The sequence below is a fragment of the Anaerococcus tetradius genome (genome assembly GCF_947087635.1).
In the GTDB taxonomy this organism is placed as follows: domain Bacteria; phylum Bacillota; class Clostridia; order Tissierellales; family Peptoniphilaceae; genus Anaerococcus; species Anaerococcus tetradius.
Map to the genome: position 1 here is coordinate 100,371 of NZ_CAMUDP010000004.1, position 22,372 is coordinate 122,742.

Annotated in this window: 19 protein-coding genes and 1 pseudogene; 16 read left to right on the forward strand and 4 right to left on the reverse strand. The window is 34.6% G+C overall.

The features are described from left to right. Positions 1–12: 12 nt before the first annotated feature. Both P6936_RS02365 and fni read left to right on the forward strand, forming a co-directional pair. On the forward strand, positions 13–1,221 hold the full coding sequence (locus tag P6936_RS02365; RefSeq protein ID WP_276864080.1) for an LCP family protein: 1,209 nt from the start codon (positions 13–15) through the stop codon (positions 1,219–1,221). A gap of 11 nt (positions 1,222–1,232) precedes the next feature. Continuing rightward, positions 1,233–2,243, forward strand: coding sequence for a type 2 isopentenyl-diphosphate Delta-isomerase (gene fni / locus P6936_RS02370; protein ID WP_004837612.1), 1,011 nt, complete (start codon positions 1,233–1,235; stop codon positions 2,241–2,243). An 89-nt stretch (positions 2,244–2,332) separates the two neighbouring features. Here the strand turns inward: fni and P6936_RS02375 are convergent, their stop codons facing one another. The 4 genes from P6936_RS02375 to P6936_RS02390 all read right to left on the reverse strand — a co-directional run bounded on the left by P6936_RS02375 (position 2,333) and on the right by P6936_RS02390 (position 7,876). Then, complete coding sequence (locus P6936_RS02375; RefSeq protein WP_004837613.1) at positions 2,333–2,593, reverse strand: hypothetical protein; 261 nt, start codon at positions 2,591–2,593, stop codon at positions 2,333–2,335. 120 nt (positions 2,594–2,713) lie between these two features. Beyond that, complete coding sequence (locus tag P6936_RS02380) at positions 2,714–3,820, reverse strand: toxic anion resistance protein (protein ID WP_060929063.1); 1,107 nt, start codon at positions 3,818–3,820, stop codon at positions 2,714–2,716. After that, positions 3,817–4,935, reverse strand: coding sequence for a 5-bromo-4-chloroindolyl phosphate hydrolysis family protein (locus P6936_RS02385; protein WP_276880720.1), 1,119 nt, complete (start codon positions 4,933–4,935; stop codon positions 3,817–3,819). Before P6936_RS02385 ends, P6936_RS02380 begins: the two co-directional genes overlap by 4 nt. 91 nt (positions 4,936–5,026) lie before the next feature. Continuing rightward, entirely contained in the window at positions 5,027–7,876 is a 2,850-nt protein-coding gene (locus P6936_RS02390; protein ID WP_276880721.1) for an insulinase family protein, read from the reverse strand. Between the two features lie 569 nt (positions 7,877–8,445). Here P6936_RS02390 and P6936_RS02395 point away from each other — a divergent pair. From P6936_RS02395 to P6936_RS02460, 14 genes and pseudogenes are all read left to right on the forward strand, one after another. Next, the gene (locus P6936_RS02395; RefSeq protein WP_004837617.1) at positions 8,446–9,435 is read left to right on the forward strand and encodes a PTS sugar transporter subunit IIB; all 990 of its coding nucleotides are present in this window, start codon (positions 8,446–8,448) and stop codon (positions 9,433–9,435) included. 11 nt (positions 9,436–9,446) lie between these two features. Then, positions 9,447–10,262 carry a PTS mannose/fructose/sorbose transporter subunit IIC gene (locus tag P6936_RS02400; RefSeq protein ID WP_060929065.1) on the forward strand — a complete coding sequence of 272 codons (816 nt, stop codon included), beginning with the start codon at positions 9,447–9,449 and terminating at the stop codon, positions 10,260–10,262. Positions 10,263–10,273: 11 nt separating this feature from the next. Next, positions 10,274–11,212, forward strand: a complete 939-nt coding sequence (locus P6936_RS02405) for a PTS system mannose/fructose/sorbose family transporter subunit IID (protein WP_060929066.1) — start codon at positions 10,274–10,276, stop codon at positions 11,210–11,212. After that, on the forward strand, positions 11,212–11,571 hold the full coding sequence (locus P6936_RS02410) for a DUF956 family protein (RefSeq protein WP_004837620.1): 360 nt from the start codon (positions 11,212–11,214) through the stop codon (positions 11,569–11,571). Before P6936_RS02405 ends, P6936_RS02410 begins: the two co-directional genes overlap by 1 nt. A gap of 133 nt (positions 11,572–11,704) precedes the next feature. Continuing rightward, positions 11,705–12,318, forward strand: a pseudogene (locus tag P6936_RS02415) (IS256 family transposase); the annotation flags it as partial. 354 nt (positions 12,319–12,672) lie between these two features. Beyond that, a complete protein-coding gene (nadA, locus tag P6936_RS02420) occupies positions 12,673–13,590 on the forward strand; it encodes a quinolinate synthase NadA (protein ID WP_276880722.1) in 918 nt (305 codons plus the stop codon). A 1-nt stretch (position 13,591) separates the two neighbouring features. After that, positions 13,592–14,854: an L-aspartate oxidase gene (locus P6936_RS02425; protein ID WP_276880723.1), complete on the forward strand. Its 1,263-nt coding sequence runs from the start codon at positions 13,592–13,594 to the stop codon at positions 14,852–14,854. Then, positions 14,826–15,671, forward strand: coding sequence for a carboxylating nicotinate-nucleotide diphosphorylase (gene nadC, locus P6936_RS02430; RefSeq protein WP_276880724.1), 846 nt, complete (start codon positions 14,826–14,828; stop codon positions 15,669–15,671). Before P6936_RS02425 ends, nadC begins: the two co-directional genes overlap by 29 nt. Before the next feature lie 7 nt (positions 15,672–15,678). Continuing rightward, a complete protein-coding gene (locus P6936_RS02435) occupies positions 15,679–16,191 on the forward strand; it encodes a transcription repressor NadR (protein ID WP_276880725.1) in 513 nt (170 codons plus the stop codon). A 176-nt stretch (positions 16,192–16,367) separates the two neighbouring features. After that, positions 16,368–18,416 (forward strand): elongation factor G, encoded by a 2,049-nt coding sequence (gene fusA, locus P6936_RS02440; protein WP_004837621.1) that lies wholly within the window; start codon positions 16,368–16,370, stop codon positions 18,414–18,416. 27 nt (positions 18,417–18,443) lie between these two features. After that, entirely contained in the window at positions 18,444–20,435 is a 1,992-nt protein-coding gene (locus P6936_RS02445) for an alpha-amylase family glycosyl hydrolase (RefSeq protein WP_060929073.1), read from the forward strand. After that, positions 20,432–20,947, forward strand: a complete 516-nt coding sequence (locus P6936_RS02450) for a GDSL-type esterase/lipase family protein (RefSeq protein ID WP_276880726.1) — start codon at positions 20,432–20,434, stop codon at positions 20,945–20,947. Before P6936_RS02445 ends, P6936_RS02450 begins: the two co-directional genes overlap by 4 nt. Continuing rightward, positions 20,940–21,779: a mechanosensitive ion channel family protein gene (locus P6936_RS02455; RefSeq protein WP_004837624.1), complete on the forward strand. Its 840-nt coding sequence runs from the start codon at positions 20,940–20,942 to the stop codon at positions 21,777–21,779. The genes P6936_RS02450 and P6936_RS02455 overlap by 8 nt, the downstream gene beginning before the upstream one ends. Further along, positions 21,776–22,003, forward strand: a complete 228-nt coding sequence (locus P6936_RS02460) for a DUF951 domain-containing protein (RefSeq protein WP_004837625.1) — start codon at positions 21,776–21,778, stop codon at positions 22,001–22,003. Before P6936_RS02455 ends, P6936_RS02460 begins: the two co-directional genes overlap by 4 nt. Positions 22,004–22,372: the final 369 nt, after the last annotated feature.

The following is a 22,372-nucleotide window of genomic DNA, read 5'->3' on the forward strand; positions in this document are numbered from 1 at the left end:
TAAGGAAATAAGATGAAACTAAAAAGAATTTTGGCAGTAGTTATGGTTGCTGTTCTAGCATATTTTGGATCAAGTGCAATTCTTGATAAGCTTCAAGCAAGAGAGCTAAAGAAGACCTTTGGCGAAGGTTATTCTTTCGATGATAATGCCGTTTCTACTAATGAACATGAGCATCTGATATTACTTGTTGGAGTAGATAAAAATTCAGATAGCGATAATAATGACGATTTTACCAGAACTGATACTATTATGCTTATGAAAGCAAATACTGAAACGGGCAAAATCGACATTCTATCAATTCCTAGGGACTCTAGGGTTAAAATAAGAGAAGAATTTGATAAGGTAAACCATGCCCATGCCTTTGGAGGAATTGAGCTAACTATGCAAACTCTAAGGAACTTCTTGGGTCTCGATATAGATTATTATGTACAAGTCAATTACAAGGCTGTCGAAAATATAATAGATGCCTTGGGAGGTGTAGACTTTGATGTGCCGGAAGGCGTTTCAATAGATGTAGGAAGACTAAAAATTAGAGAAGGAATGAACCATTTCGATGGTCAGCATGCCCTTTGGTATCTTAGAACGAGAAAAATCTATGTAAATGGTGATATAGGAAGGGTCAAGGCCCAACAAGGTTTTGTGAAGGCTATGGTCAATCAAATTGTTGATAAGTCTAAAAAGATTAATCTTATGACTTTTATAACTAACTATTTGAAATATGTTAAGACCAACCTACCTATGCCAATCATGATGGATTTGGCTAATAATGTGAAAGTTTTCTCATCAGATAAGGTAAGCACCTATATGGTTCCTGGTCATGAGCAAACTATATATGCGACAAGCTACTATATACCTGATTTTGAAAAAACCTTAGAGCTTGTGGATAGGCACTTCAAGGATTTCAAACTTAAAAACTGGGATAAGTCTAAGGCGGGCTTTGAAAAAGAACATGAAGAAAATACTGGAAGTCTTAAACCTAACCCTCCAGTAGAAAATCAAGCACCAGCTAACCCTCCAAGCTATAATAGTAACCCAAACAATGAAACATATTATTATTACGAGCCAGAGCAAGAGCATCAATATTATGAGCCAAGTTATGAAAATACAGAAGATACAAGCAAACAAGAGCCTCAAGAGGATAGTAAGCCTAGCGAGCCAGCCCCAGAAGCTCCTCAAGAAAACACAGTTGAAAAAGCTGACACGAGCGATATAGACGAATAGTAGGTGGAGAAATGGAAGAAAGAAGATTAAGGAAAGACGAACATATAGAAAATTATTTAAAGAGTGAAAGTTTAACCAATAGCCTGCTAGACGATATTTATATAGAGCACAATGCCTTGGGAAATTTGAGCTTGGATGAAATTGATACATCCATAGAATTTTTAGGCAAAAAAATCACCATGCCTCTTATGGTTAACGCCATGACCGGAGGTGGTGAGGCAGGTTGCGATATTAACGAAGACCTATCATCAATTTGCGAGAGCGTAGGAATCCCTATGGCTGTAGGAAGCGAAGCTATAGCCATAGACGATGAAGAAAGTCGAGATGCTTTCACCCTAATGAAGGATAAAGAATTAATCAAAATTGGTAATTTGGGAAGTGAAAGAAGTCTAGAGGATTTTATTTTTGCAAGAGATTTAATCAAGGCAAATGCCATGCAGGTTCACCTAAATATAGCCCAAGAGCTGGTAATGCCAGAAGGGGATAGGGACTTTAGAAAGCTTGATGAAAATATCAAAAATCTAGTAGAAAATTTTGATTTGCCTATAATAGTAAAGGAAACAGGCTCTGGAATTTCCAAAAAAGTTGCCCAAAAGCTTATGACTATGGGTGTAAAATACATTGATGTAGCAGGCAAAGGCGGAACCAACTTCATAGAGATTGAAGATTTAAGAGATGTAGAAACAGACTTCTCAGAAATTTACGACTGGGGCATCCCTACAGCAAAATCAATTATAGATGTAAGAAGCGTATCAAAAAATGTATTTATAATCGCCTCAGGCGGTTTGAGAAACGCCATGGATATCGTAAAATCCATAATAATAGGTGCTGATATGGCAGCTATGAGCGGGGAAGTCCTAAGATATCTCCTCCATGGAGGCTATGAGGCTTGCGAAGACTTCCTAAGGGATTTAAATTACAAGATAAAAATTATTATGTGCCTAGTAGGGGCAAAAAATATCGAAGAATTGAAAAAAGTCGACTACAAAGTTATAGGTAGACTAAAAGAGCTCTTGGATTAAAATTGTGAAATAAAGTAAATAAGGCTTGGGGTTATCCCCAAAAAAAAAGACTATCAAGCAATCTCTGTACCTGATAGTCTTTTTGATTTCTAGCCTTGGAGGCCTTCAGCTTGTCTTTGCATATTCTCTATTACTATATCGTGAATTTCTCCTAGGCTTGCTGCATACTCTAGGACTTCCCAAGGTTTGTTGGAGTGAAAGTGGATTTTGATTAAGTCTTCATCTCCTACAGCAAGGAGGCTATCGCCTTCTAGGTGTTCTGTTATATAGTCAAATATTTCATCTTCGTCCAAATCTTCGCCTGCTATAAGCATTTGGCAGTCGAACTTAAATTCTAATTTATCTGTCATTATTTCTCCTTTAATTCTTCTTCTACTCTATCAAGTCCTAAGTAAACTTTTATAATTTGCGAGTATAGGCTAATTAAAACAGTCCCTAGTATTGATAAAGATTATCAAATACATTATACCCTAGTTTCCTATGCTTAGCCTTTTCTTTAGTTCTTCTTCAAGGTTTTTAAGCTCAGCCTTGGCAAGTTCTCTATTCTTTTTACCCTCTATTTGAATATTTCTCACTTCTTCTATAGTTGAAATTAAGGCTTCATTGGTGTGCTTTATTGTATCAAGGTCGATTATACCACGCTCGGTAGCCTTGGCAGTTTCTATGGTATTTTGCTTTAGGATATCGGCGTTTTTTCTTAGAAGATTATTAGTAAGGTCAGTTACCCTCTGTTGGGTCTTGATAGCTTGTTCGGTGTGGTTCATACCCAAGGCTAAAACCATTTGGTTTTTCCAAAGAGGTATGGTATTTACGATTGTAGTTTGAATCTTCTCTGCCATGATGGAATTTGATGATTGAACCATCCTTATTTGTGGGGCCATCTGAATTGATACCATTCTAGTTAGGTCTAGGTCGTGGAGTTTTTTCTCGAAGCGATTGGCTTGGGATTTTAAGTCATTAACCTTTTGGGCATCAAGGGGAAGATTTGATGTTCTTGCCTTACTTTCAAGGGCTGGTATATCCTCCTTGTAAGTTTTCATAAGTTTCCTATTGCCAGCTTCTATATACATGGAAATTTCCTTGTAATATTCTTCGTTAAGATCATACATTTGATCAAGCATGGAAATGTCCTTCATCAAGGTTATCTGATGGTTTTCTAAGATCTTGGAAATATCAGAAATATTTTTTTCTGCAGATTGGTACTTAGACTTTAGGGCATCGAGTTTATTTATTTGCTTTTTGAAAAAGCCGAGTGGACCAGAGCTTTCTTCGGCATCCATACTTTTTATATCCACAACCAATTTATCTAGAAGGCCACCGATTTCTCCGAGGTCCTTGTTTCTTACGGTATCGAGAGTTTTTTCTGAGAAGTTTGAAATCTTCTTTTGGGCTCCAGATCCATATTGGAGGATAATATTAGTATCTTCAAGGTCGATTTTTTGGGAAAAATCTTCTATCATCTTGTCTTCTTCAGGAGAAAAAGTTATTTTATTTTCTACTAGGTCTATTTCTTTTCCGACTTCTTCTAATTTGTCATCTTCATTTGCCCCATCAAGGGTTAATTTAATATCGCTCATTTTCTACTCCAATCATCATCTGCGAGTCCTTCTTGTTTTAACAAGAGGTTAATTGTGTCGATTTCAGTCTTTATGTCCATGGCCCTATCATCAAGGAGGTCTATTTTCATCTTGTCAAAGGCCTCTCCTATAGTTTTTATAGAGCCTTCTATTTCTCCCATGGACTTTAATATCCTAGGGTCGCTACTATTTACTAGTTCGAAATCCTTGTAGGAAGCAACAAGCTTTAAGCTGGTAGGCAAGTAATAATTTGAAAATTTGCTAAGGCCTGTTGCTTTTTCTGGATACTTCTCGATTATCCTTAGGATAGCAGTTGAATTATCAATAAGCTTTCCCAAATTCTCCCTAAAAGCTAAGTTTTCGATTTTTTCTTTTTCATCATTAAGCCTATCCAAAGATTTTATGGATTCAGCAATAATCTCCTTGGCTCTTTCGCTATTTAAATCTTCAACCGACATATCACTAGCCTCTAACATGCTATCATCACTTAGATTTTGCCTATAAGAAGGAATTTGTTCAAGTTTTTCCTTGTAGAGTTTGAAGGTTGGTATATCTAGGATAAAAATTTTTCCATTTTCGACAATCCTTGCTTGCATGAAATAATTTTTCTTCATCATGTAGAGGAGGTCCTTGGTGGTTTCTTCTTCGCTTTGGGCGACAGCACTTGCCAGGTCTTTGATGGAAATTACTGTATTATCCCCAAGTTCCCTAAGATATCTTAGGTAATTATTAGATAGTCTTTTAAGTCTAGCTGATATTTTCCAAAAAACTCCTGCAAAGGCTATACCAAAAAAGAAGGATAGGAAAGCTGCAATAACTTCCCCATCGAGTAACATAGGAAAGGCTGAAAGAGCGGTAAGGCCTCCTATAAAAGAAACTATACCTGCAAAGACTCCCGAATCTTTTTGTGGTGGCTTTTGGGCACAGACCCTTGGATTTCTAGTAGGTGGAAGACTCTTCTTGGCTGAATTAGAAAAGCCCCTTAAAGCTCCGTTAATTGAATTTTTTATTCTTTCGCCAATTTCTGCAAAGGGGATATCGTCAAAAGAGAAGTTTTCGATATCTTCCACAAAATCGGAGATGTTTTTTTTATTTTTATTATTTTTATCTGACATAATTCTTCCTTTTGTTTTCTTAATTATATCATACTACAAATCAATTTATTATAAAAGATATTTAAATATAATTCATTTTTGATTAATTATCTTAATCAGCAAGGTCTATTATCTTATCGAAGAGGTCAGAGTTTTCCCTTATCTTTCCTCTGTTACCAAAAACACAAATATTATTAAGGGCTAGGGCCTTTTCAAAGATATCAGCAAAACTTCTAATATCAGAAATTTTAGCATTTTTAATCTCAGCGAGGATTTCTTCTTCGCTCTTAGGATTTCCTTTCATGTAGGCTAGAAAATCCATGTCGGCCTTTTGAGAAGGAGATTTTGGTCTAAGGATTGTCCCCATAGCAGAGATTTGTTGGTTCTCGAAATCCCTTTTATCCATTACAAGCTCTCTTGCTATAGTAGAAATTTTATCGTAATTATCAAGGCTCTCTCTAATATTTGGGTCCCTATAAGAATAACTAGAAAAAAGTCCAGACCTATCTACTAGCATGCCTGCCCCATAGGCTCCTCCCTTAGCCCTTATTAGTTCATAGAGGTAAGGGTTTGATATTATAGCACTTGCTAGAGAGAATCTACCATCATATTTAGCTCCGAAGGCTTTAAGGTCTGCTGATTTTGAAACGTAATTTACATTAGCATCAGAGGCTAGGGCTTCCTTGATAGCTTTTTTCTCGAAGTTAATTTCTTTTTTCTCATAGGTCTTATCCAAAAAGCCTAGCTTAGTTTCTATTGAGTTTCTAAAGAAGTCTAGGTCAGCCTTAGCTCCTGTAAGATTTACTAGGAGATTTTTAGATAAGATTTTTCCATAAACTTTAGAAAGTTTATCCTTAAAGCTAGGGAAGTCCTCACCTGCTTCTTTTATTATTTTCTTAACAAAAAGATAATATGAAACTCCAGAAATCGCCTCCTTTATATAAGAAAGCTTATCAATATGAGAATTATTTCTATTAATAGCTATGAGGTGTCCTGAGTCATACATATTAGACTCGAAAACTGATTTTCTAATTCGCAATAGTTCAATTAATCTCTTTTGGTCATCAAAGATAGAATTTGATAGAAAGTCCTTGATGATGTCAAGGGCCTTATCAATATTTTCTCTAGTGGTCTTTAGGGAAGCCTTTAGGTAACTTTCGATTTCATCTTTCTTAATTCTAATATTTGTTAGGCTAAAGTTAAGTCCTGTCAAATATTGCCAGATGACATCGTCAATCTCCTTGTAGGAAATATTTTTAGTGTCGATAGATCCCATAAACTCATTGATTAGTTGGAGATATTGCAATTCTTCTAGGCTTAGATGGTTTACATTAAAATATAGATTTGCATAGATAAGGCCACTTGTTTCTAAATCGTGATAGATTATCTTGAACTTATCCTCATGGACTTCTCTTGGAATTTCCTTTAGCTTAGTAGGTACATCCTTTAGGTCAAGCCTTGGTATAGTCGCCTTTTCTTCTGGAGTGTTCTCCCTATTTTGATAATTATTGAGCCTTTTTAGGTCATTTTCTATTATAGCCAAAGATTTTTCATCCATTGTGGCATTTAGTTTGTCTATCTTATCTTTAAAGCTTTGATTTTTTTCTTGCCAATAATTTTCATCAGGTCTTGCACGGTGGATTAGGCGGGTCTTATTGTTGATGAAATATTTTTTGATAAAATCCTCATAGTAGCTAGTTCCTATAAGAGCTTTTAACTCATCTAAAACATCCACTATCCTAAAGACAGAAAAAGGATCTCCATCGAAATTTGTCATCAAATAATAATTTAGACCACGATTTACATCATTTAGATTTTCCCTTTGGGCAAAATCAAATATAGAAAAAGCGGACTTTAGGCTATCTATGGAAATATTTTTGCTTGCTTCAGCTAAGCCTCTTTCTATAATTTCTACAAATTCATCTATCTTACTTCCATCAGCCTTTTGAGCTTGGATAAGGACAGAAGACCTATTACCATAGCCTGGCCTTGCATAGAAATATTCTGGATTGAGCCTTTCTATGATTTCATTTCTAATCTTAGACGAATCCATATTAAAGATGGTGTTAACTAAGATTGAAAGAGTTAGGTATTCTTTGCTATCTAGGGCAGAGCTTGCAAGAAAGGCGTAGGATAAGTAATCTTCATTTTCTTTAAACTTATTAGTTGGGTATTTGCCTTCTACTAGCTTTGGATAATAATTTTCCTTTACTTCTATGGAAGTATCAATCTCTCTATAGTCGTATTTGCTTAGATAATCTTCGTCTAAACTTTTTAGGAGTGGTTCAATTTCCATATTTCCATAAAAGTAAATATGGGAGTTTGATGGATGATAATGGTCTTTGTAAAAGTCTATAAATTCATCATAGGATAAATCTCCGATAAAGTCAGGATTGCCACCAGACTCGTGTTCGTAAGGACTATCCTTATATAAGAGGGAGTTGATGTCATTATAGATTAGACTTTCTGGATCAGAAAGTGCCCCCTTCATTTCGTTATAAACAACTCCAGAAATTCCTTTAATCTTTCCATCTTCCATTTCATAGTGCCAACCTTCTTGGTCTAAAATTTCCTTCTTCTCCAAAACCAAGGGATTAAAAACGGCATCCAAATAGACATCTACTAGGTTTCTAAAGTCCTTATCGTTTTCACTAGATACTGGATAAACAGTCTTATCAGGATAGGTCATGGCATTTAGGAAGGTCTGAAGGCTAGAGGAGGCCATATCCATAAAGGGATCCTTGGTCCTATATTTTTTGGAACCATTAAGAACAGAATGCTCCATAATATGAGCCTTGCCCTTAGAATCTGTGGGCGGTGTCTTAAAGCCTATAGCAAAAGTTTTATTCTCATCATCTGTCTTAACATATATAATCTTGGCCTTAGTTTTTTTATGCTCATAATAGAAAACCTCAAGGCCTAATTTGTCAAAAGTTTCTTTTTTTAATAAATCGTAAGTCATACTTCCTCCATTTGTAATATTATACTACTTAAAATAAGCTTATAGATTAAAGAAATTATATTAAGAAATTGATAAGTTTTTAACTATTGCCAAGATGTGAAATTATGTTATTATATAAAGGTAAGTTTACTAAGGCTAATCTTTGAAAGAGACTTATGAAACTTGGGCTTGGAGGGCAGAAAAAACTGTTAGATAAGTTTTTAGCCCTATTAATTGAAAAAAAAATCTACTGACTTGTCATTGAGTTAGAAATGATAGTAAGCCCAAGCTAATAGACGTCTAGGACTTATATATATTAATATTTTTAGATTATGAACAAGTAAACTTAAATGAGCCTTGGATAGATTATTTATAAATTTAGGAAATATGATAAGCCTATAGTTAAAGTGATACAAGGAAATCGATAAATATTTCCTGAAGCTACTTAGAGCATGGATTTTAGATGGGGTTAGAAGAAATGCTGGGCGTATTTTTCCAAATTATTAATAAAAATTATCTTTTAAGGCTTAGGATGTTGGAAGGTGGGTATATTATGAATATATTAAAACTAATTAAAGAAAGGAGTTCGTATGCTAGGAATAATACTCGCAAGCCACGGTAGATTTGCAGATGGTATCAAAGAATCTGCCCAAATGATTTTTGGCGAGCAAGAAAAATTCGAGTCAGTTTGCCTATTAGCTTCAATGGGGCCAGATGAGTTCAGACAAAAGCTCAAAGATGCTATAAAAGCAGTAGATTCTGAAGAAATCCTCTTTTTGGTTGACCTATGGGGTGGTACTCCATTTAACCAAAGCTCAAATTTATTTGAGGGTAATGAAGAAAAATGGGCAATAGTTGCAGGAATGAACCTTCCTATGGTTATCGAAGCTTTAAGCGAAAGATTTACAGCGGACAAAAGCCACGATGTAGCAAAGGCTATAGTAGGATCTGCCAAGGAAGGCGTAAGAATCAAACCGGAAGAGCTAAATCCGGTTGAAGAGAAGAAAGAAGAAGTTAAGGATACTTCTAGTCCAAAAGGAGCAATCCCTGAAGGAACAGTCCTTGGCGATGGCAAAATTGACATTGGCCTTGCAAGGATAGACACAAGACTTCTTCATGGTCAAGTTGCTACTAGCTGGACAAAGTCCATTAACCCGGACAGAATCATAGTAGTAAGCGATAATGTAAGTAAGGATGAGTTAAGAAAGAACATGGTAATGGAGGCAGCTCCTCCAGGAGTTAAGGCTCACGTAGTTCCAATTTGGAAGATGAAAGAAATTGTAGATGACCCTCGTTTCGGGGCAACTCGTGTTATGCTCTTGTTTGAAAAACCACAAGATGTTTTGCAATTCCTAGAAATAGGTGGCAAACTAGAAAAGGTTAACCTAGGATCTATGGCCTACAAAAAAGGCGACATCAACCTTACCAATGCGGTTTCAATGAATAAAGAAGATGTTGAGTGTTTTGATAAAATTTTATCATACGGAATCAAGATTGATGTTAGAAAAGTTCCAGCAGATAAGAGCGAAAACTTTGACAACTTAATGAAGAAAGCAAAAAGCGAACTTAATATGAATTAATAGGAGAAATTATGAATATACTTAATATAATTTTAATTGTCCTTGTAGCTTTTCTTGCAGGTTGTGAGGGGATTTTGGACCAATTCCAATTCCACCAACCACTTGTTGCTTGTACCCTAATAGGACTTGTAACAGGTCACCTAAAAGAAGGAGTTATCTTGGGCGGTTCTTTACAACTTATAGCCCTAGGTTGGGCAAATGTTGGTGCGGCAGTTGCTCCAGATGCTGCTTTAGCTTCTGTAGCGAGTGCTATAATCATGGCTCTTGCCCTAGAAGGTGGTAGCCAAAATGTAGAGACAGCAATAAACACATCAATAACTCTTGCAATCCCACTTTCTGTAGCAGGGTTATTTCTTACAATGATTGCAAGGACTCTTGCTATACCAATGGTTCATGGTATGGATGCTGCGGCAGAAAATGCTGATTTTGGGAAAATAGAAGTCCTATCATGGATGGGAATTGTTATGCAAGGACTAAGAATTGCTATTCCTGCCCTAGTTCTTTGCTTCATCCCACCAAAAGTAGTAACTGATGCCCTAAACATGATGCCAGAATGGCTAAAAGGTGGTATGGCTGTAGGTGGTGGAATGGTTGCGGCCGTAGGTTATGCTATGGTATTAAACATGATGAGTACAAAAGAAACATGGCCATTCTTTGCTCTAGGTTTTGTATTTGCTGCTATTAAACAAATAACCCTAATAGGTCTTGGTGTTATAGGTGTGGTGTTAGCTATAATCTATATGACACTCAAAAACTTGGCAATATCTAATCAAGGTGGAGGTTCAGGCTCTGGCGACCCACTTGGCGATATAATTAATGATTATTAAAAGGAGCAATTATGACTGAAAATACTAAAACAAATCAAGAAAGAATTGTCCTTACAGAATCTGTTCGTAGGAAAGTTTGCAATCGTCACCAATTTCTCCAAGGAACTTGGAACTACGAAAGAATGCAAAATGGTGGTTGGGCCTTCTCTATAATTCCAGCTATCAAGGCTCTTTATAAGGATAAGGAAGATCAAAAACAAGCGCTAAAAAGACACTTGGAGTTTTATAACACCCACCCATATGTATCAAGTCCAGTAATGGGAGTTACCCTTGCTATGGAAGAAGAAAGGGCGAATGGAACTCCAATAGATGATGCTGCAATTAATGGTGTCAAAGTAGGAATGATGGGACCACTTGCAGGTGTAGGAGATCCAGTATTCTGGTTTACCCTAAGACCAATTTTAGGTGCTCTAGGAGCTTCTCTTGCCCTATCCGGCAATATCTTAGGACCAATAATTTTCTTTGTAGCATGGAACTTAATTAGATATTTCTTTGAATGGAAGACTCAAGAGATGGGCTACAAGGCAGGTAGCGAAATTACAAAAGACCTTTCAGGAGGACTCTTAGGTAAAATCACCTTGATGGCATCAATCCTTGGTATGTTTATAGTTGGAGCCCTAGTACAAAGATGGGTATCAATTAACTTTACAGTAAAGGTATCAGAAATTACCCAACAAACAGGCTCTTATATAGACTGGGCAAATCTTCCTGCTGGAGCAGAAGGAATAAAACAAGCCCTAAGCCAATATAACTCTATTGGAGCTACAGCCCTAGATCCAGTTAAGGTTACAACCCTTCAAGATAACCTTAATAGCCTAATCCCAGGACTCGTTCCACTATTACTAACCCTTGGAATCTGTAAACTTCTAAAGAAAGACGTTTCTCCAATTACAATAATTCTTGTATTATTTGCAATAGGAATTGTCGCTAGATTCTTTGGCATAATGTAATGATAAAATCACAAAATACTAGGGTGGATCTTGCTATTGATGCGACAAATCTCAACGCTTTTACATCAAATGGAAAGATAATGGTAGGAGATAAGGCCTTCGAATATTATAACAATAGAAATAAGAATGACTTCATTCAAATACCTTGGACAGAGATTAAACTAATAACTGCCCTAGTTATCTTTGGTAAAAGAATTAATAGATTTGCAATTCACACCAAAAACAATGGCGACTTCATTTTCGCAAGCAGAGATAACAAGAAAACCCTTAAAGCCATAAGCAAATATATAGCAAGTGATAAACTTAGAAAGTCTAAGACGGTTTTAGATTATCTAAAAGAAGCTATCAAAAAACACTAAAAGCCCCCTTCATGGGGGCTTTTAACTGTATTACGGGCATGTTCTAATGCTGGGGTGAAAATCTCTACAGAGCGTAGCTAGCAAAGAATAGTGAGAAGTCAGCAGAAGTGATAGAGTCAGTACAATTGTGTAAAAAGGAAATAGAGAAATCATATGCTTAGATTTAAGTTCTAGCGAAAGTGAATACTCATGGTCAAACTTCTTTGAGTATTTAAAAGCTAGAGGCTTATCTGGACTTAAAATGATAATATCAGATGCCCACAAAGGACTAATAAAAGCAATTAAGGAAACATTTGTAAATGTAATATGGCAAAGATGTCAGGTTCATTTCTTAATAAATATCCTATCAAAAGCACCAAAGAAAAACACTGAAGAATTTAGAACTGACATCAAAGCACTATTTAAAATCCAAGACATAAACTTGGCAAGAAAAATGAAAGATGAGATCATCTTAAAATACGAAAGCGAAAATAAATATCAAAACTCTCTAAACACCTTAGATGAAGGATTTGAAGATGCCTTTGCGTATTTAGCAACTATCGTAATTCATAGTAGACTTAGGTCAACAAATTGCTTAGAAAGACTAAACGAAGAAGTTAGAAGACGCGAAAAAGTAATTAGAATATTTCCTAATGAAGATTCAGCTATTCGATTAATAACTAGCCTGTCGGCTATGGGAGACCAATCCCAATTGATACCAATGAGGATTGGATAAGATCTTCTAAATTATATATTAGAAAGAAATAGTAAATATTGTACTAGAAAATTTTACACAATATTATGGATTTGACTTAAGCTATTATTATATATCCTTATAATATAATTATAAACATAATAAAATTTAAAATCTGAATAATTAAAGCAAAATTATAATTGTTATTGAACCTCAATATATTTATTCCATAAACTTATGGCTAATCTTGGGAGGGTTTTAAAGTTTTTCCTATTTAATTTAATATCTAGATTTCTATATATTTTACAAATTTTTTTATTAGGAAAATTTAATACAAACACCAAGTGTATATACACTTGACTTGTCATATCATATATTCTTCTGTATAATATAATTCTAATCAAATTTTATTAGGAGATAGACTGAAATTGAAAAATTTAAAGGATTTAAAGCTTAATGATAAGGTGCAATTACTAAATAGCTTGAAGGCTGAAAAAGACGCTGTCATTCTCGCCCACTATTATGTCAATGAGGATATACAAGCTGTGGCTGATTATATTGGGGATTCTTTTTTTCTTGCTCAAAAAGCAACTGAGCTTAAAGAAAAGACAATAGTTATGGCTGGTGTTTACTTTATGGGAGAAAGTGTGAAAATTCTAAATCCAAGTAAAAATGTATTGATGCCTGATATTGATGCTGATTGCCCTATGGCGCACATGGTTAGTGTTCAAAAAATTAAAGAAGTTAGAGAAAAATATGATGATTTGGCAGTTGTAACTTACATAAATTCTACTGCTGAAATTAAGGCTTATTCAGATATTTGTGTTACATCTTCGAATGCTGCAAAAATTGTAAATAAGTTAAAGGAAAAAAATATATTTTTTATTCCGGATAAAAATCTTGGTGATTATGTAAAAAAATCTTTGCCAGATAAAAACATCATTTTAAATGACGGCTATTGCCCCGTTCATGATGAAATTGATGCCAGTGATATTAAGGCTTATAAGGGTAGGGTGAAAATTTTTGCCCATCCTGAATGTAGAAAGGAAGTTTTGGACTTAGCCGATTTTATTGGCTCTACTAAAGCTATTATTAATGAAAGTGGCAAATATGATGATGTTTTAGTTGTCACAGAGGAAGGAATTTTCACAGAATTAAAGAAAAGATTTCCCAACACAAATTATAGAAGGTTAAGAAAAGAACCAATTTGTAATGATATGAAAAAATTAACTTTGGATAAGCTTATAGACGTAATAGAAAATAATAAAAATCAGGTGAATGTTAGTGAAGATATTAGTAGTAAAGCTTTAATACCTCTAAAAAGAATGTTGAAATTAGGCGCATGAAATGAAAAAATATGATATTTTAATTGTTGGTTCAGGACTTGCTGGAGTTAGCACAGCCTTGGAATTAAGTAAGAATTATAAGGTTGGACTTGTTACAAAGAAAAAATTAGCAGATTCTAATTCCTATCTTGCCCAAGGGGGCATAAATGTTTTAAAGGATGAGTCTGATAGAAAAACTTTTATTGAAGATACCTTAAAGGCAGGTCATTATAAAAATAGCCTGCAAGCTGTTGAGATGATGGTTGATAAGTCACAAGATGCAATAAAATTTTTAATTGATCTCGGTGTTGAATTTACAAAAAAGGACGGAAAACTTGAATATGCACAAGAAGGTGGTCATTCTATCGCCAGGGGACTTCATATTGATGATGAAATCGGAAAAGGAATTTTAGATGTCCTATATGAAAAAGTAAAATCAAGATCTAATATAGATATATTTGAAGATACGCCAATTATTGATATTATTGTAAATAATGGTAAGTGTTATGGAGCAAGATCTTTAGATGATGTTTTTGTTTCAACAAATGTTGTTCTTGCAACAGGTGGTCTTGGAGGAATTTTTAAGAAAAGCACAAATTTCCCTCATATATGTGGCGATGGTTATGCTATGGCAATAAAAAATGGTGTCAAGTTAAAAGATATTTCTTATATTCAGTTCCACCCTACTTCTCTTTATGAGGAAGATGTTGAAAGGCAATTTTTAATTTCTGAGTCTGCAAGGGGTGAAGGAGCCCAACTCTTAAATCATAAATCTGAGAGATTTACTGATGAAATGAAGCCTAGAGATATTGTGGCAAAGGCTATACTAAAAGAAATGGAAAAAGAAGGAGTGGACTTTGAATATTTATCAATGAAGCCACTTGGAGAAGATAGGATTCCTAATAGATTTCCTATGATTTTTAAGGAATTAAAAAATAGGGGTATAGATGCAAGATATGATAATGTTCCTATAGTGCCTTGTCAACATTACACTATGGGCGGTATTGAGTGCGACATAAATGGCAAAACTAATTTACAAGGACTATTTGCAGTTGGTGAAGCTGGAAATGTTGGCATTCATGGTTCAAATAGGCTTGCTTGCAATTCACTTCTTGAGTGTGTGGTTTTTGGTAGAATATTGGCAGATTATTTAAATGAAAATAAATTTGAAGATAAAGAAATAGATTTTAAAATTACTGATGAAAAGATTGATAAAGAAAAGGCAAGTGAAATTATTTTTGAAAGGATAAGAGAGGATGAAAAAGCTAAATCCATTTCTAATTGACAAGTATATTATCTGTGCCCTAAAGGAAGATATGAACAGTGGAGATATTACAACTGATTCGATTTTAAAAAATGAAAATGCTCAAATAAATCTAATCGCAAAAGACAAGGGTATTATAGGTGGTCTTGATGTATTTGAAGGAGTATTTGAAATAATAGATCCAAATTCACATTTTGAATTTAACTTTTCAGATGGAGATGAAGTCAATAAATCTGACTTAATAGGAACAATAGATGCAAAAGCGAGTGCGATACTAAAGGCTGAAAGGACTGCCTTAAATTTTTTACAAAGAATGAGTGGAATTGCCACCTATACTAAAAAAATGGTAACTGCCCTTGGTAGTTGTCATGTGAAAATTTTAGATACTAGAAAAACAACACCCAACATGAGAATTTTTGAAAAATATGCGATAACTTTAGGTGGAGCCTATAATCACAGATATAACTTGTCTGATGGAATTATGATAAAAGACAATCACATAGATGCTGCGGGTGGAATAAGAAATGCAGTTGAAAGAGTCAGAAGTGCAAATCCTTTTGTAAAAAAGATTGAAGTTGAAGTAGAAAATTTTGATCAAATAAAAGAGGCACTTGATGCAAAAGCTGATATAATAATGCTAGACAACATGGACATAGAAGATATAAAAAAAGCTTGCAAGATTATTAATAAGAGGGCTATTATTGAGTGTTCAGGAAATATTAGCCTTGAAAATATTAAAAATTATAGAGATTTAGACATTGACTATATTTCTTCTGGTTCTATAACTTACAATGCAGGTGTCCTAGACTTGTCAATGAAAAATTTAAAAATTTATTGAGGAAGATATGAATAATTCAAAATCTAGAAGAGAAAATTTACTTAAATTTTTATATGAAAACCATAGACCAATATCAGGTGAAAATTTAGCAAAAAACTTTGATGTTACCAGGCAAGTAATAGTTCAAGATATAGCTATTCTTAGGGCTGGTGGAAAAAATATTATTTCAACTAACAGAGGCTACTACCTAAATGAGGAAAGAACTCAAAAAGTTTTTAAAGTTAAACACAGCGACCGAGATATAAGAAAAGAGTTAAATTCAATTGTAGATTTAGGCGGAACAATTAAAGATGTAATTGTCCACCATAAAGTCTATGGAGAGATAAAAAAAGATCTAAATTGCTCATCTAGACGAGATGTAAAAATTTTCTTAGATAAAATGAGTAAAGAAAAATCCAAACCTTTAGATGTACTAACTGGTGGGATCCATTATCACACAGTTGTTGCAGAAAATAAAGAAGTCATCGAGGAAATAGAGGTGGTTTTAAAGGAACTTGGATTTTTGATAGAAGAAGAATAAAGGTGATGTTGCAGAATAGGTAAATCTGTTCTGCAACATCACCTTTTAACTTGACTATGTGAAAACATTTTCTATTTAGTGGATAAATTTTGTTTTTTGCTATATAATTATAGTATAAATATCAAAAAAGAACATTTTATTATGCAAAGAATAAATGTTTTCGCAAAGGAGTAAATATGAAAAATTATGACACATCTAAAATCAGAAATTTAGCTTTGGTCGGTCACTCAAAAGCTGGTAAGACATCATTGACAGAGTCATTACTATTCAAAACTGGTGTGATCGATAAGAAGGGAAAAGTTGAAGATGGATCAACTGTTTCAGATTATGAAGCACAAGAAAAAAAGAGAAAAATATCCCTCCAAACTTCAATTATTCCAATCGAATATAATGATTTTAAGATTAATTTTATAGATTCTCCTGGATTTTTTGACTTTGAAGGCGAAGTTTTGCAGGCCCTAAGAGCTGCAGAATCAGCACTATTTGTAATAGATGGAGAAAATGGAATAGAAGTAGGAACAGAAAAATACTGGAAATATACCCAAGAAATTAATCTACCATCCATAATTTTTGTAAATAAATTAGATAAAGAGAATGCTAACTTCAACAAGGTAGTATCAGACCTCCACATAGAATTTGGCAAGAAAATCATCCCTCTAACCCTAATGCTTGGAGAAGGGGAAAATTTTGAAGGAATTATTGATGTAATTGATAAAAAAGCTTATTCTTATGAAAATGACGAAAAGAAAGAAGTAGAGATTCCTGAGATAAGAATGGCAGAGGTTGAAGAAGTTTACAATCAAGTCATAGAAGCTGTAGCTGAATCTGACGATAGTCTAATGGAAAAATTCTTTGAGGGAGAAGAGTTCTCAGAAGAAGAATTTATGAAGGGTCTATCTAAGGCAATCCTTCAAGGAGATGTTGTTCCACTTATAGCAGGATCAAGTGATAAACAAATAGGACTAACATCTTTACTCGATTGCATAACAAAATATATGCCAGCCATAGATGATGAGGCTGCAAATATAGGCTACAGGGTAAAAGAAGGCTATGAAGCTTTCGAAATAAATAAGGATGCACCATTCTCTGCAGTTGTATTTAAGACAATTGCTGACCCATTTGTAGGTAAAATTTCAATCTTTAAGATTATTTCCGGTACTTTAAAGAAAGACGATAAGATTTATAATGTAACAAAGGATGTTGAAGAAAAGGTAGCGAACCTCTTCGTCCTAAGGGGCAAGGAACAAATCAAGGTCGATAAGTTAGTTGCAGGAGATATAGGAGCATTTTCTAAGATTGAGTCTGCTTCAACAGGGGATTCACTAGCTACAAAGGAAAATAAGATTGAATATAAGAAAATAAAATATCCAAAACCAGTTTTATTCTTCGCAATCCAAGCCCTAAGCAAAAATGATGAGGATAAGATTTCAGAAGCCCTACAAAAACTCGCCGAAGAAGATCCAACCTTTGGTCAAGAGAGAAATCAAGAAACTAGCCAATCAATTCTTTCAGGTCTAGGCAATGTCCAACTAGAAGTATTGATGGATAAACTAAAAGATAATTATTCTGTAAATACACAAGTCGTTGAATACAAGATTCCTTATAGGGAAACAATCAAATCTAAGTCAGATGTTCAAGGAAAACATAAAAAACAATCTGGTGGTGCAGGCCAATATGGTGATGTATTTATTAGATTTGAGCCAGTTGATGAAGATTTCGTCTTTGAAGAAGAAGTATTCGGTGGAGCAGTTCCTAAGAACTATTTCCCTGCAGTAGAAAAAGGACTTATAGAATCCCTATCAGAAGGCCCACTTGGTGGATATAAGGTTACAGGTATTAAGGCAACCCTATATGATGGTTCTTATCACCCAGTAGACTCAAATGAACAAGCCTTCAAGACTGCTGCCAAGATTGCCTTCAAGAAGGGTATAGAAGAAGCAGATCCAATCCTACTAGAACCAGTTATGAAACTAGAAATAAAGGTTCCAGATGCTAACATGGGCGATGTTATGGGAGATATGAACAAGAGACGTGGAAGAATTTTGGGTATGCAACCTCAATCTGACGGTAGCCAAATTATTCTTGCAGAAGCTCCACTAGCAGAAGTTTTAACTTATGCAATCGACCTAAGAAGTCAAACATCAGCTCGTGGATCATTCTCTATGGAATTTGTAAGATATGAAGAAGTACCAAAAGAAATAACAGCGAAAATTTTAGGAAAATAATTTAAGAAAAGAAGGTTAGGAGGGTGTATGGCAAAGTGGGAAATATTAAACATTGATCCTTGGCTAAAAGATTATGAAAATGACATTAATTTGAGGATGGAATCTTTCGAAAGACAAAGGCAAAAGCTCCTAGGAAAAGGTAAAAAGCTAACCGATTTTGCAAATGCACACAATTACTACGGCTTTCACAAAACAAAAACAGGTTGGATTTATAGGGAATGGGCCCCTCACGCTGAGGGCCTCTACCTTATAGGAGATTTTAATAATTGGGATAGACATTCTCATCCTATGAAGAAGATAAACGATGAAGATTGGGAAATTGAGATAAAAGGCATTAGAACTCTTGCCCATAAGTCGAGAGTTAAGGTCCTAGTTGATGCAAATGGATCTATAAGAGATAGGATACCTATTTATGCGACTAGGGTCGAAAGAAATGAGAATCTTGACTATGCAGCCATAATACAAAATCCTAGGAAGAAATTTGTTTGGGAAGATGATGGCTTTAAGACTCAAAAAGACAACTTGCTTATATATGAAGCTCATATTGGTATGGCAGGCGAAGAGGGAAAGGTATCCTCATATAAGGAATTTGAAAAACATGTCCTTCCTAGAATAAAAAAAGGCGGCTACAATACTATTCAGCTTATGGCGATAGCAGAGCACCCATACTATGGTTCATTCGGCTATCAAGTAGCAAACTTCTTTGCTCCAAGCTCCTGGTATGGAGAAAATGATGAGCTTAAATCTCTGGTGAATACTGCCCATAAATTAGGTCTAAATGTAATAATGGACCTAGTTCATTCTCATTCGGTAAAAAATACAGCTGAAGGAATTAATGAATTTGATGGAACAGTCTATCAATTCTTCCATGATGGAGAAGAAGGAAATCATCCTGACTGGGACTCCAAGCTTTTCGATTATAAAAAGCCTGGAGTTTGCCACTTCCTTCTTTCAAATATCAAATATTGGCTAGAAGAATATCACTTCGATGGATTTAGATTTGATGGAGTAACATCAATGATTTACAAGGACCATGGAAGAGGAGAGGCCTTTGACTCATACAAGAAATATTTTTCTATGAATACAGACATTGAAGCAATTAATTACTTGCAACTTGCCAACCAATTGGCCAGAGAAATAAAAAGTGATGTAATAACCATAGCAGAAGATATGAGTGGAATGCCTGGAATGTGCTTGCCTATTTCTTATGGAGGAATTGGCTTTGACTATAGATTAGCAATGGGTATGCCAGATTTTTGGGAAAAATCACTACTAAAGCGTGATGAAGATTGGGACTTATCACAAATGTGGTATGAACTATCAACCCATAGGCCAGAGGAAAAAAGAGTTTCCTATGTCGAAAGTCACGACCAAGCCCTAGTCGGTTCAAAGACTACTATATTTAGGCTAGCCGACCAAGAAATGTATTGGAACATGAGAAAAGATGATCATAACATAATCATAGATAGGGCCGTAGCCCTCCACAAGATGATCAGGTGGATTACTATATCCATGGGAGCAGATGCCTACCTTAACTTCATGGGCAATGAATTTGGTCATCCTGAATGGATAGATTTTCCGAGAGAAGGAAATGGCTACTCCTACCACTACGCCAGACGTCAATGGTCACTTGCCGACTCCAAAGATTTGAAATACCAATATCTAAACAACTTTGATACAGCTATGATTGAGTTTGTAAAAAACAATAAGCAACTATCCACTGAAACCTACAGGTTGTGGATTGACAATGACAGAAAAATTATAGCTTACAGAAATAAGGATGTGGTCTATATCTTTAACTTCCATCCAGAAAATTCTTACGAATCCTTCCATTTGCCAATCCATGACATAGGAGAATTTATAGTTGCTATGGATACGGATGAGTCAAGATTTGGAGGATTTGATAGGATTAGCCACGAGGAAGTATATAAAACAGAAAGGTTGGCAGGAACAGACTATGATGGAATTAAGATATATATTCCTTCTAGAACAGGTCTTGCCTTAAAGAAAATACAATGAAAATAATTTGCCTAGGAGATTCATTTACCCAAGGCTATCTTGTAGAAGATAAAAATTATACCCGCTTTCTTGAGAAGGCGGGCTTTCTTGTTAGAAACTTGGGGGTAAATGGCTCGACAACTGAAGAAATATTAGAAAGATACCAAAGATTCAAGGGAGTAAACAAAGAAGACACCCTTATAATATTTGCTGGTACGAATGACTTTCTAAACGCAATAAGCGTAGAATTTGCCTACCAAAATCTAAAACGTATATTAAATATGAGAAAGCTAGAAAAAACAATTATAGTTATACCTCCATATATAGAAGAAGAAGCCAGTTATATTTTTTACAAAGAAGTTAATATGAAAATCGACTACTTAGCAGAAAAATTAGGAAAGCTAAGAAAAAATAAAGATTTTATCCTAATAGATGCAAGGAGGATTTCTGGCAGATACATTGATGGCATTCATTTGGCTAGGGATTTTCACAAAAAACTAGCAGAAGAAATATTAAGGGAAATTAATGATTGAACAAATAGAAAAGCAAGAAATGGTAAGAGAAATAATGAAGCATAAACTGCTCTATGGAGCCATATCCCTAGTTATAGTAGTTTTAGTAAGTGTCATAATTCTTGCTCTTATAAAAAAAATAATAAATAAGTTTCTGGAAGGAAGCCTAGTAAAAAAATCTTCAGTCAATACAAACAAAATACACACAATCTCTAGGGTCCTATACTCCATAATAAGAGTATTAATAATATTCATAGCTATAACTATGGTTCTTGACATATTCGGTATCAACACATCAACTCTAATAGCTACAGCAGGGGTTGGTGGTGTAGCTATAGCACTTGGGACTCAGACAATAATTGCTGACTTCATAAAAGGGATACTAATAATCTTAGATGATAAAATAAGAGTCGGCGAATGGATAAAAGTAGCAGGAATAGAGGGAGAAGTTGAGGCTCTTGACTTTAGAATAACAAAAATAAGGGACTTCAATGGCTCCTTACACATAATTCCAAACTCGGAAATAACCAGCGTCCAAAACTTCAACAGGGGTCTAATGATATCTGAGGCGACCTTTAGTGTATCTTACGATACAAGCCTTGATCAAGTAAAAGAAATGGTAAAGAAAATATCCAGTGAAATAGCAGAAAAAGAAAAATATAAAAAGGCATTCAAGAAAAAATTTGAAATATTTGAAATAAAAGACCTAAACGAATTCTCATACAAAGTAAGAATAACAGCAAAAGTAAAAAATGGAATGCAATGGGAAATATCTAGACAAATAAGAGAAATGATAAAATATGAAATGGAAAAAAGAAATATGAAAAGTTCATTAGTGGAGTGCAAACAATGAAAAAATACAAAGTAGATGACATAGTAAGCCTAAAAAAAGGACATCCATGTGGAGAAAACTTATGGCAAATCCAAAGGCTAGGTGCTGACATAAAACTAAAATGCCTGGGATGTGAAAAAAACATATGGATGAAAAGATTGGACTTCGATAGAAAAATAAGAAGAATAAAAGACAAAGACGGAAAAATGGTAGCCATAGTTAACTATAATCCAGAAGAAGAATAAGGAAAATCGCTGATCTACATGGGTCAGTGATTTTTTTATAGAAAAATTTGACAAAAACAAAAAGACAATGTATTATATTAATTGTCATTGCGGCAGAAGTTGAGCTTAAACGATGAAAAAAATAAAAAAATCAAAAAAAAGCTTGACAGGATAAAAAAGGCGTGGTACTATATAATAGTCAACGCGATAGCGAATGACATGAACCTTAACAAATTAATATCAACGATCTATATAACTTTCAAAGTTATAAGATATAAACGAAAACAACTAAAAAACCTTAGTTAATTTCTTTATATAACAATGATTCTTATCGGAAGATAAGGACAAAAAATAAATCACGCATCAGACAAAAGTCAGATGTAAATGAAT

Bases quoted from the DNA above. Each gene is read 5' to 3' on its own strand.
- P6936_RS02445 (WP_060929073.1), top strand. From the start codon at position 18,444: ATGGCAAAGTGGGAAATATTAAACATTGATCCTTGGCTAAAAGATTAT.
- P6936_RS02410 (WP_004837620.1), top strand. From the start codon at position 11,212: ATGATAAAATCACAAAATACTAGGGTGGATCTTGCTATTGATGCGACA.
- P6936_RS02390 (WP_276880721.1), bottom strand. From the start codon at position 7,876: ATGACTTACGATTTATTAAAAAAAGAAACTTTTGACAAATTAGGCCTT.
- P6936_RS02450 (WP_276880726.1), top strand. From the start codon at position 20,432: ATGAAAATAATTTGCCTAGGAGATTCATTTACCCAAGGCTATCTTGTA.
- fni (WP_004837612.1), top strand. From the start codon at position 1,233: ATGGAAGAAAGAAGATTAAGGAAAGACGAACATATAGAAAATTATTTA.
- P6936_RS02375 (WP_004837613.1), bottom strand. From the start codon at position 2,593: ATGACAGATAAATTAGAATTTAAGTTCGACTGCCAAATGCTTATAGCA.
- P6936_RS02460 (WP_004837625.1), top strand. From the start codon at position 21,776: ATGAAAAAATACAAAGTAGATGACATAGTAAGCCTAAAAAAAGGACAT.
- P6936_RS02435 (WP_276880725.1), top strand. From the start codon at position 15,679: ATGAATAATTCAAAATCTAGAAGAGAAAATTTACTTAAATTTTTATAT.
- P6936_RS02405 (WP_060929066.1), top strand. From the start codon at position 10,274: ATGACTGAAAATACTAAAACAAATCAAGAAAGAATTGTCCTTACAGAA.
- P6936_RS02455 (WP_004837624.1), top strand. From the start codon at position 20,940: ATGATTGAACAAATAGAAAAGCAAGAAATGGTAAGAGAAATAATGAAG.
- nadC (WP_276880724.1), top strand. From the start codon at position 14,826: ATGAAAAAGCTAAATCCATTTCTAATTGACAAGTATATTATCTGTGCC.
- P6936_RS02400 (WP_060929065.1), top strand. From the start codon at position 9,447: ATGAATATACTTAATATAATTTTAATTGTCCTTGTAGCTTTTCTTGCA.
- P6936_RS02380 (WP_060929063.1), bottom strand. From the start codon at position 3,820: ATGAGCGATATTAAATTAACCCTTGATGGGGCAAATGAAGATGACAAA.
- P6936_RS02425 (WP_276880723.1), top strand. From the start codon at position 13,592: ATGAAAAAATATGATATTTTAATTGTTGGTTCAGGACTTGCTGGAGTT.
- P6936_RS02365 (WP_276864080.1), top strand. From the start codon at position 13: ATGAAACTAAAAAGAATTTTGGCAGTAGTTATGGTTGCTGTTCTAGCA.
- fusA (WP_004837621.1), top strand. From the start codon at position 16,368: ATGAAAAATTATGACACATCTAAAATCAGAAATTTAGCTTTGGTCGGT.
- P6936_RS02385 (WP_276880720.1), bottom strand. From the start codon at position 4,935: ATGTCAGATAAAAATAATAAAAATAAAAAAAACATCTCCGATTTTGTG.
- P6936_RS02395 (WP_004837617.1), top strand. From the start codon at position 8,446: ATGCTAGGAATAATACTCGCAAGCCACGGTAGATTTGCAGATGGTATC.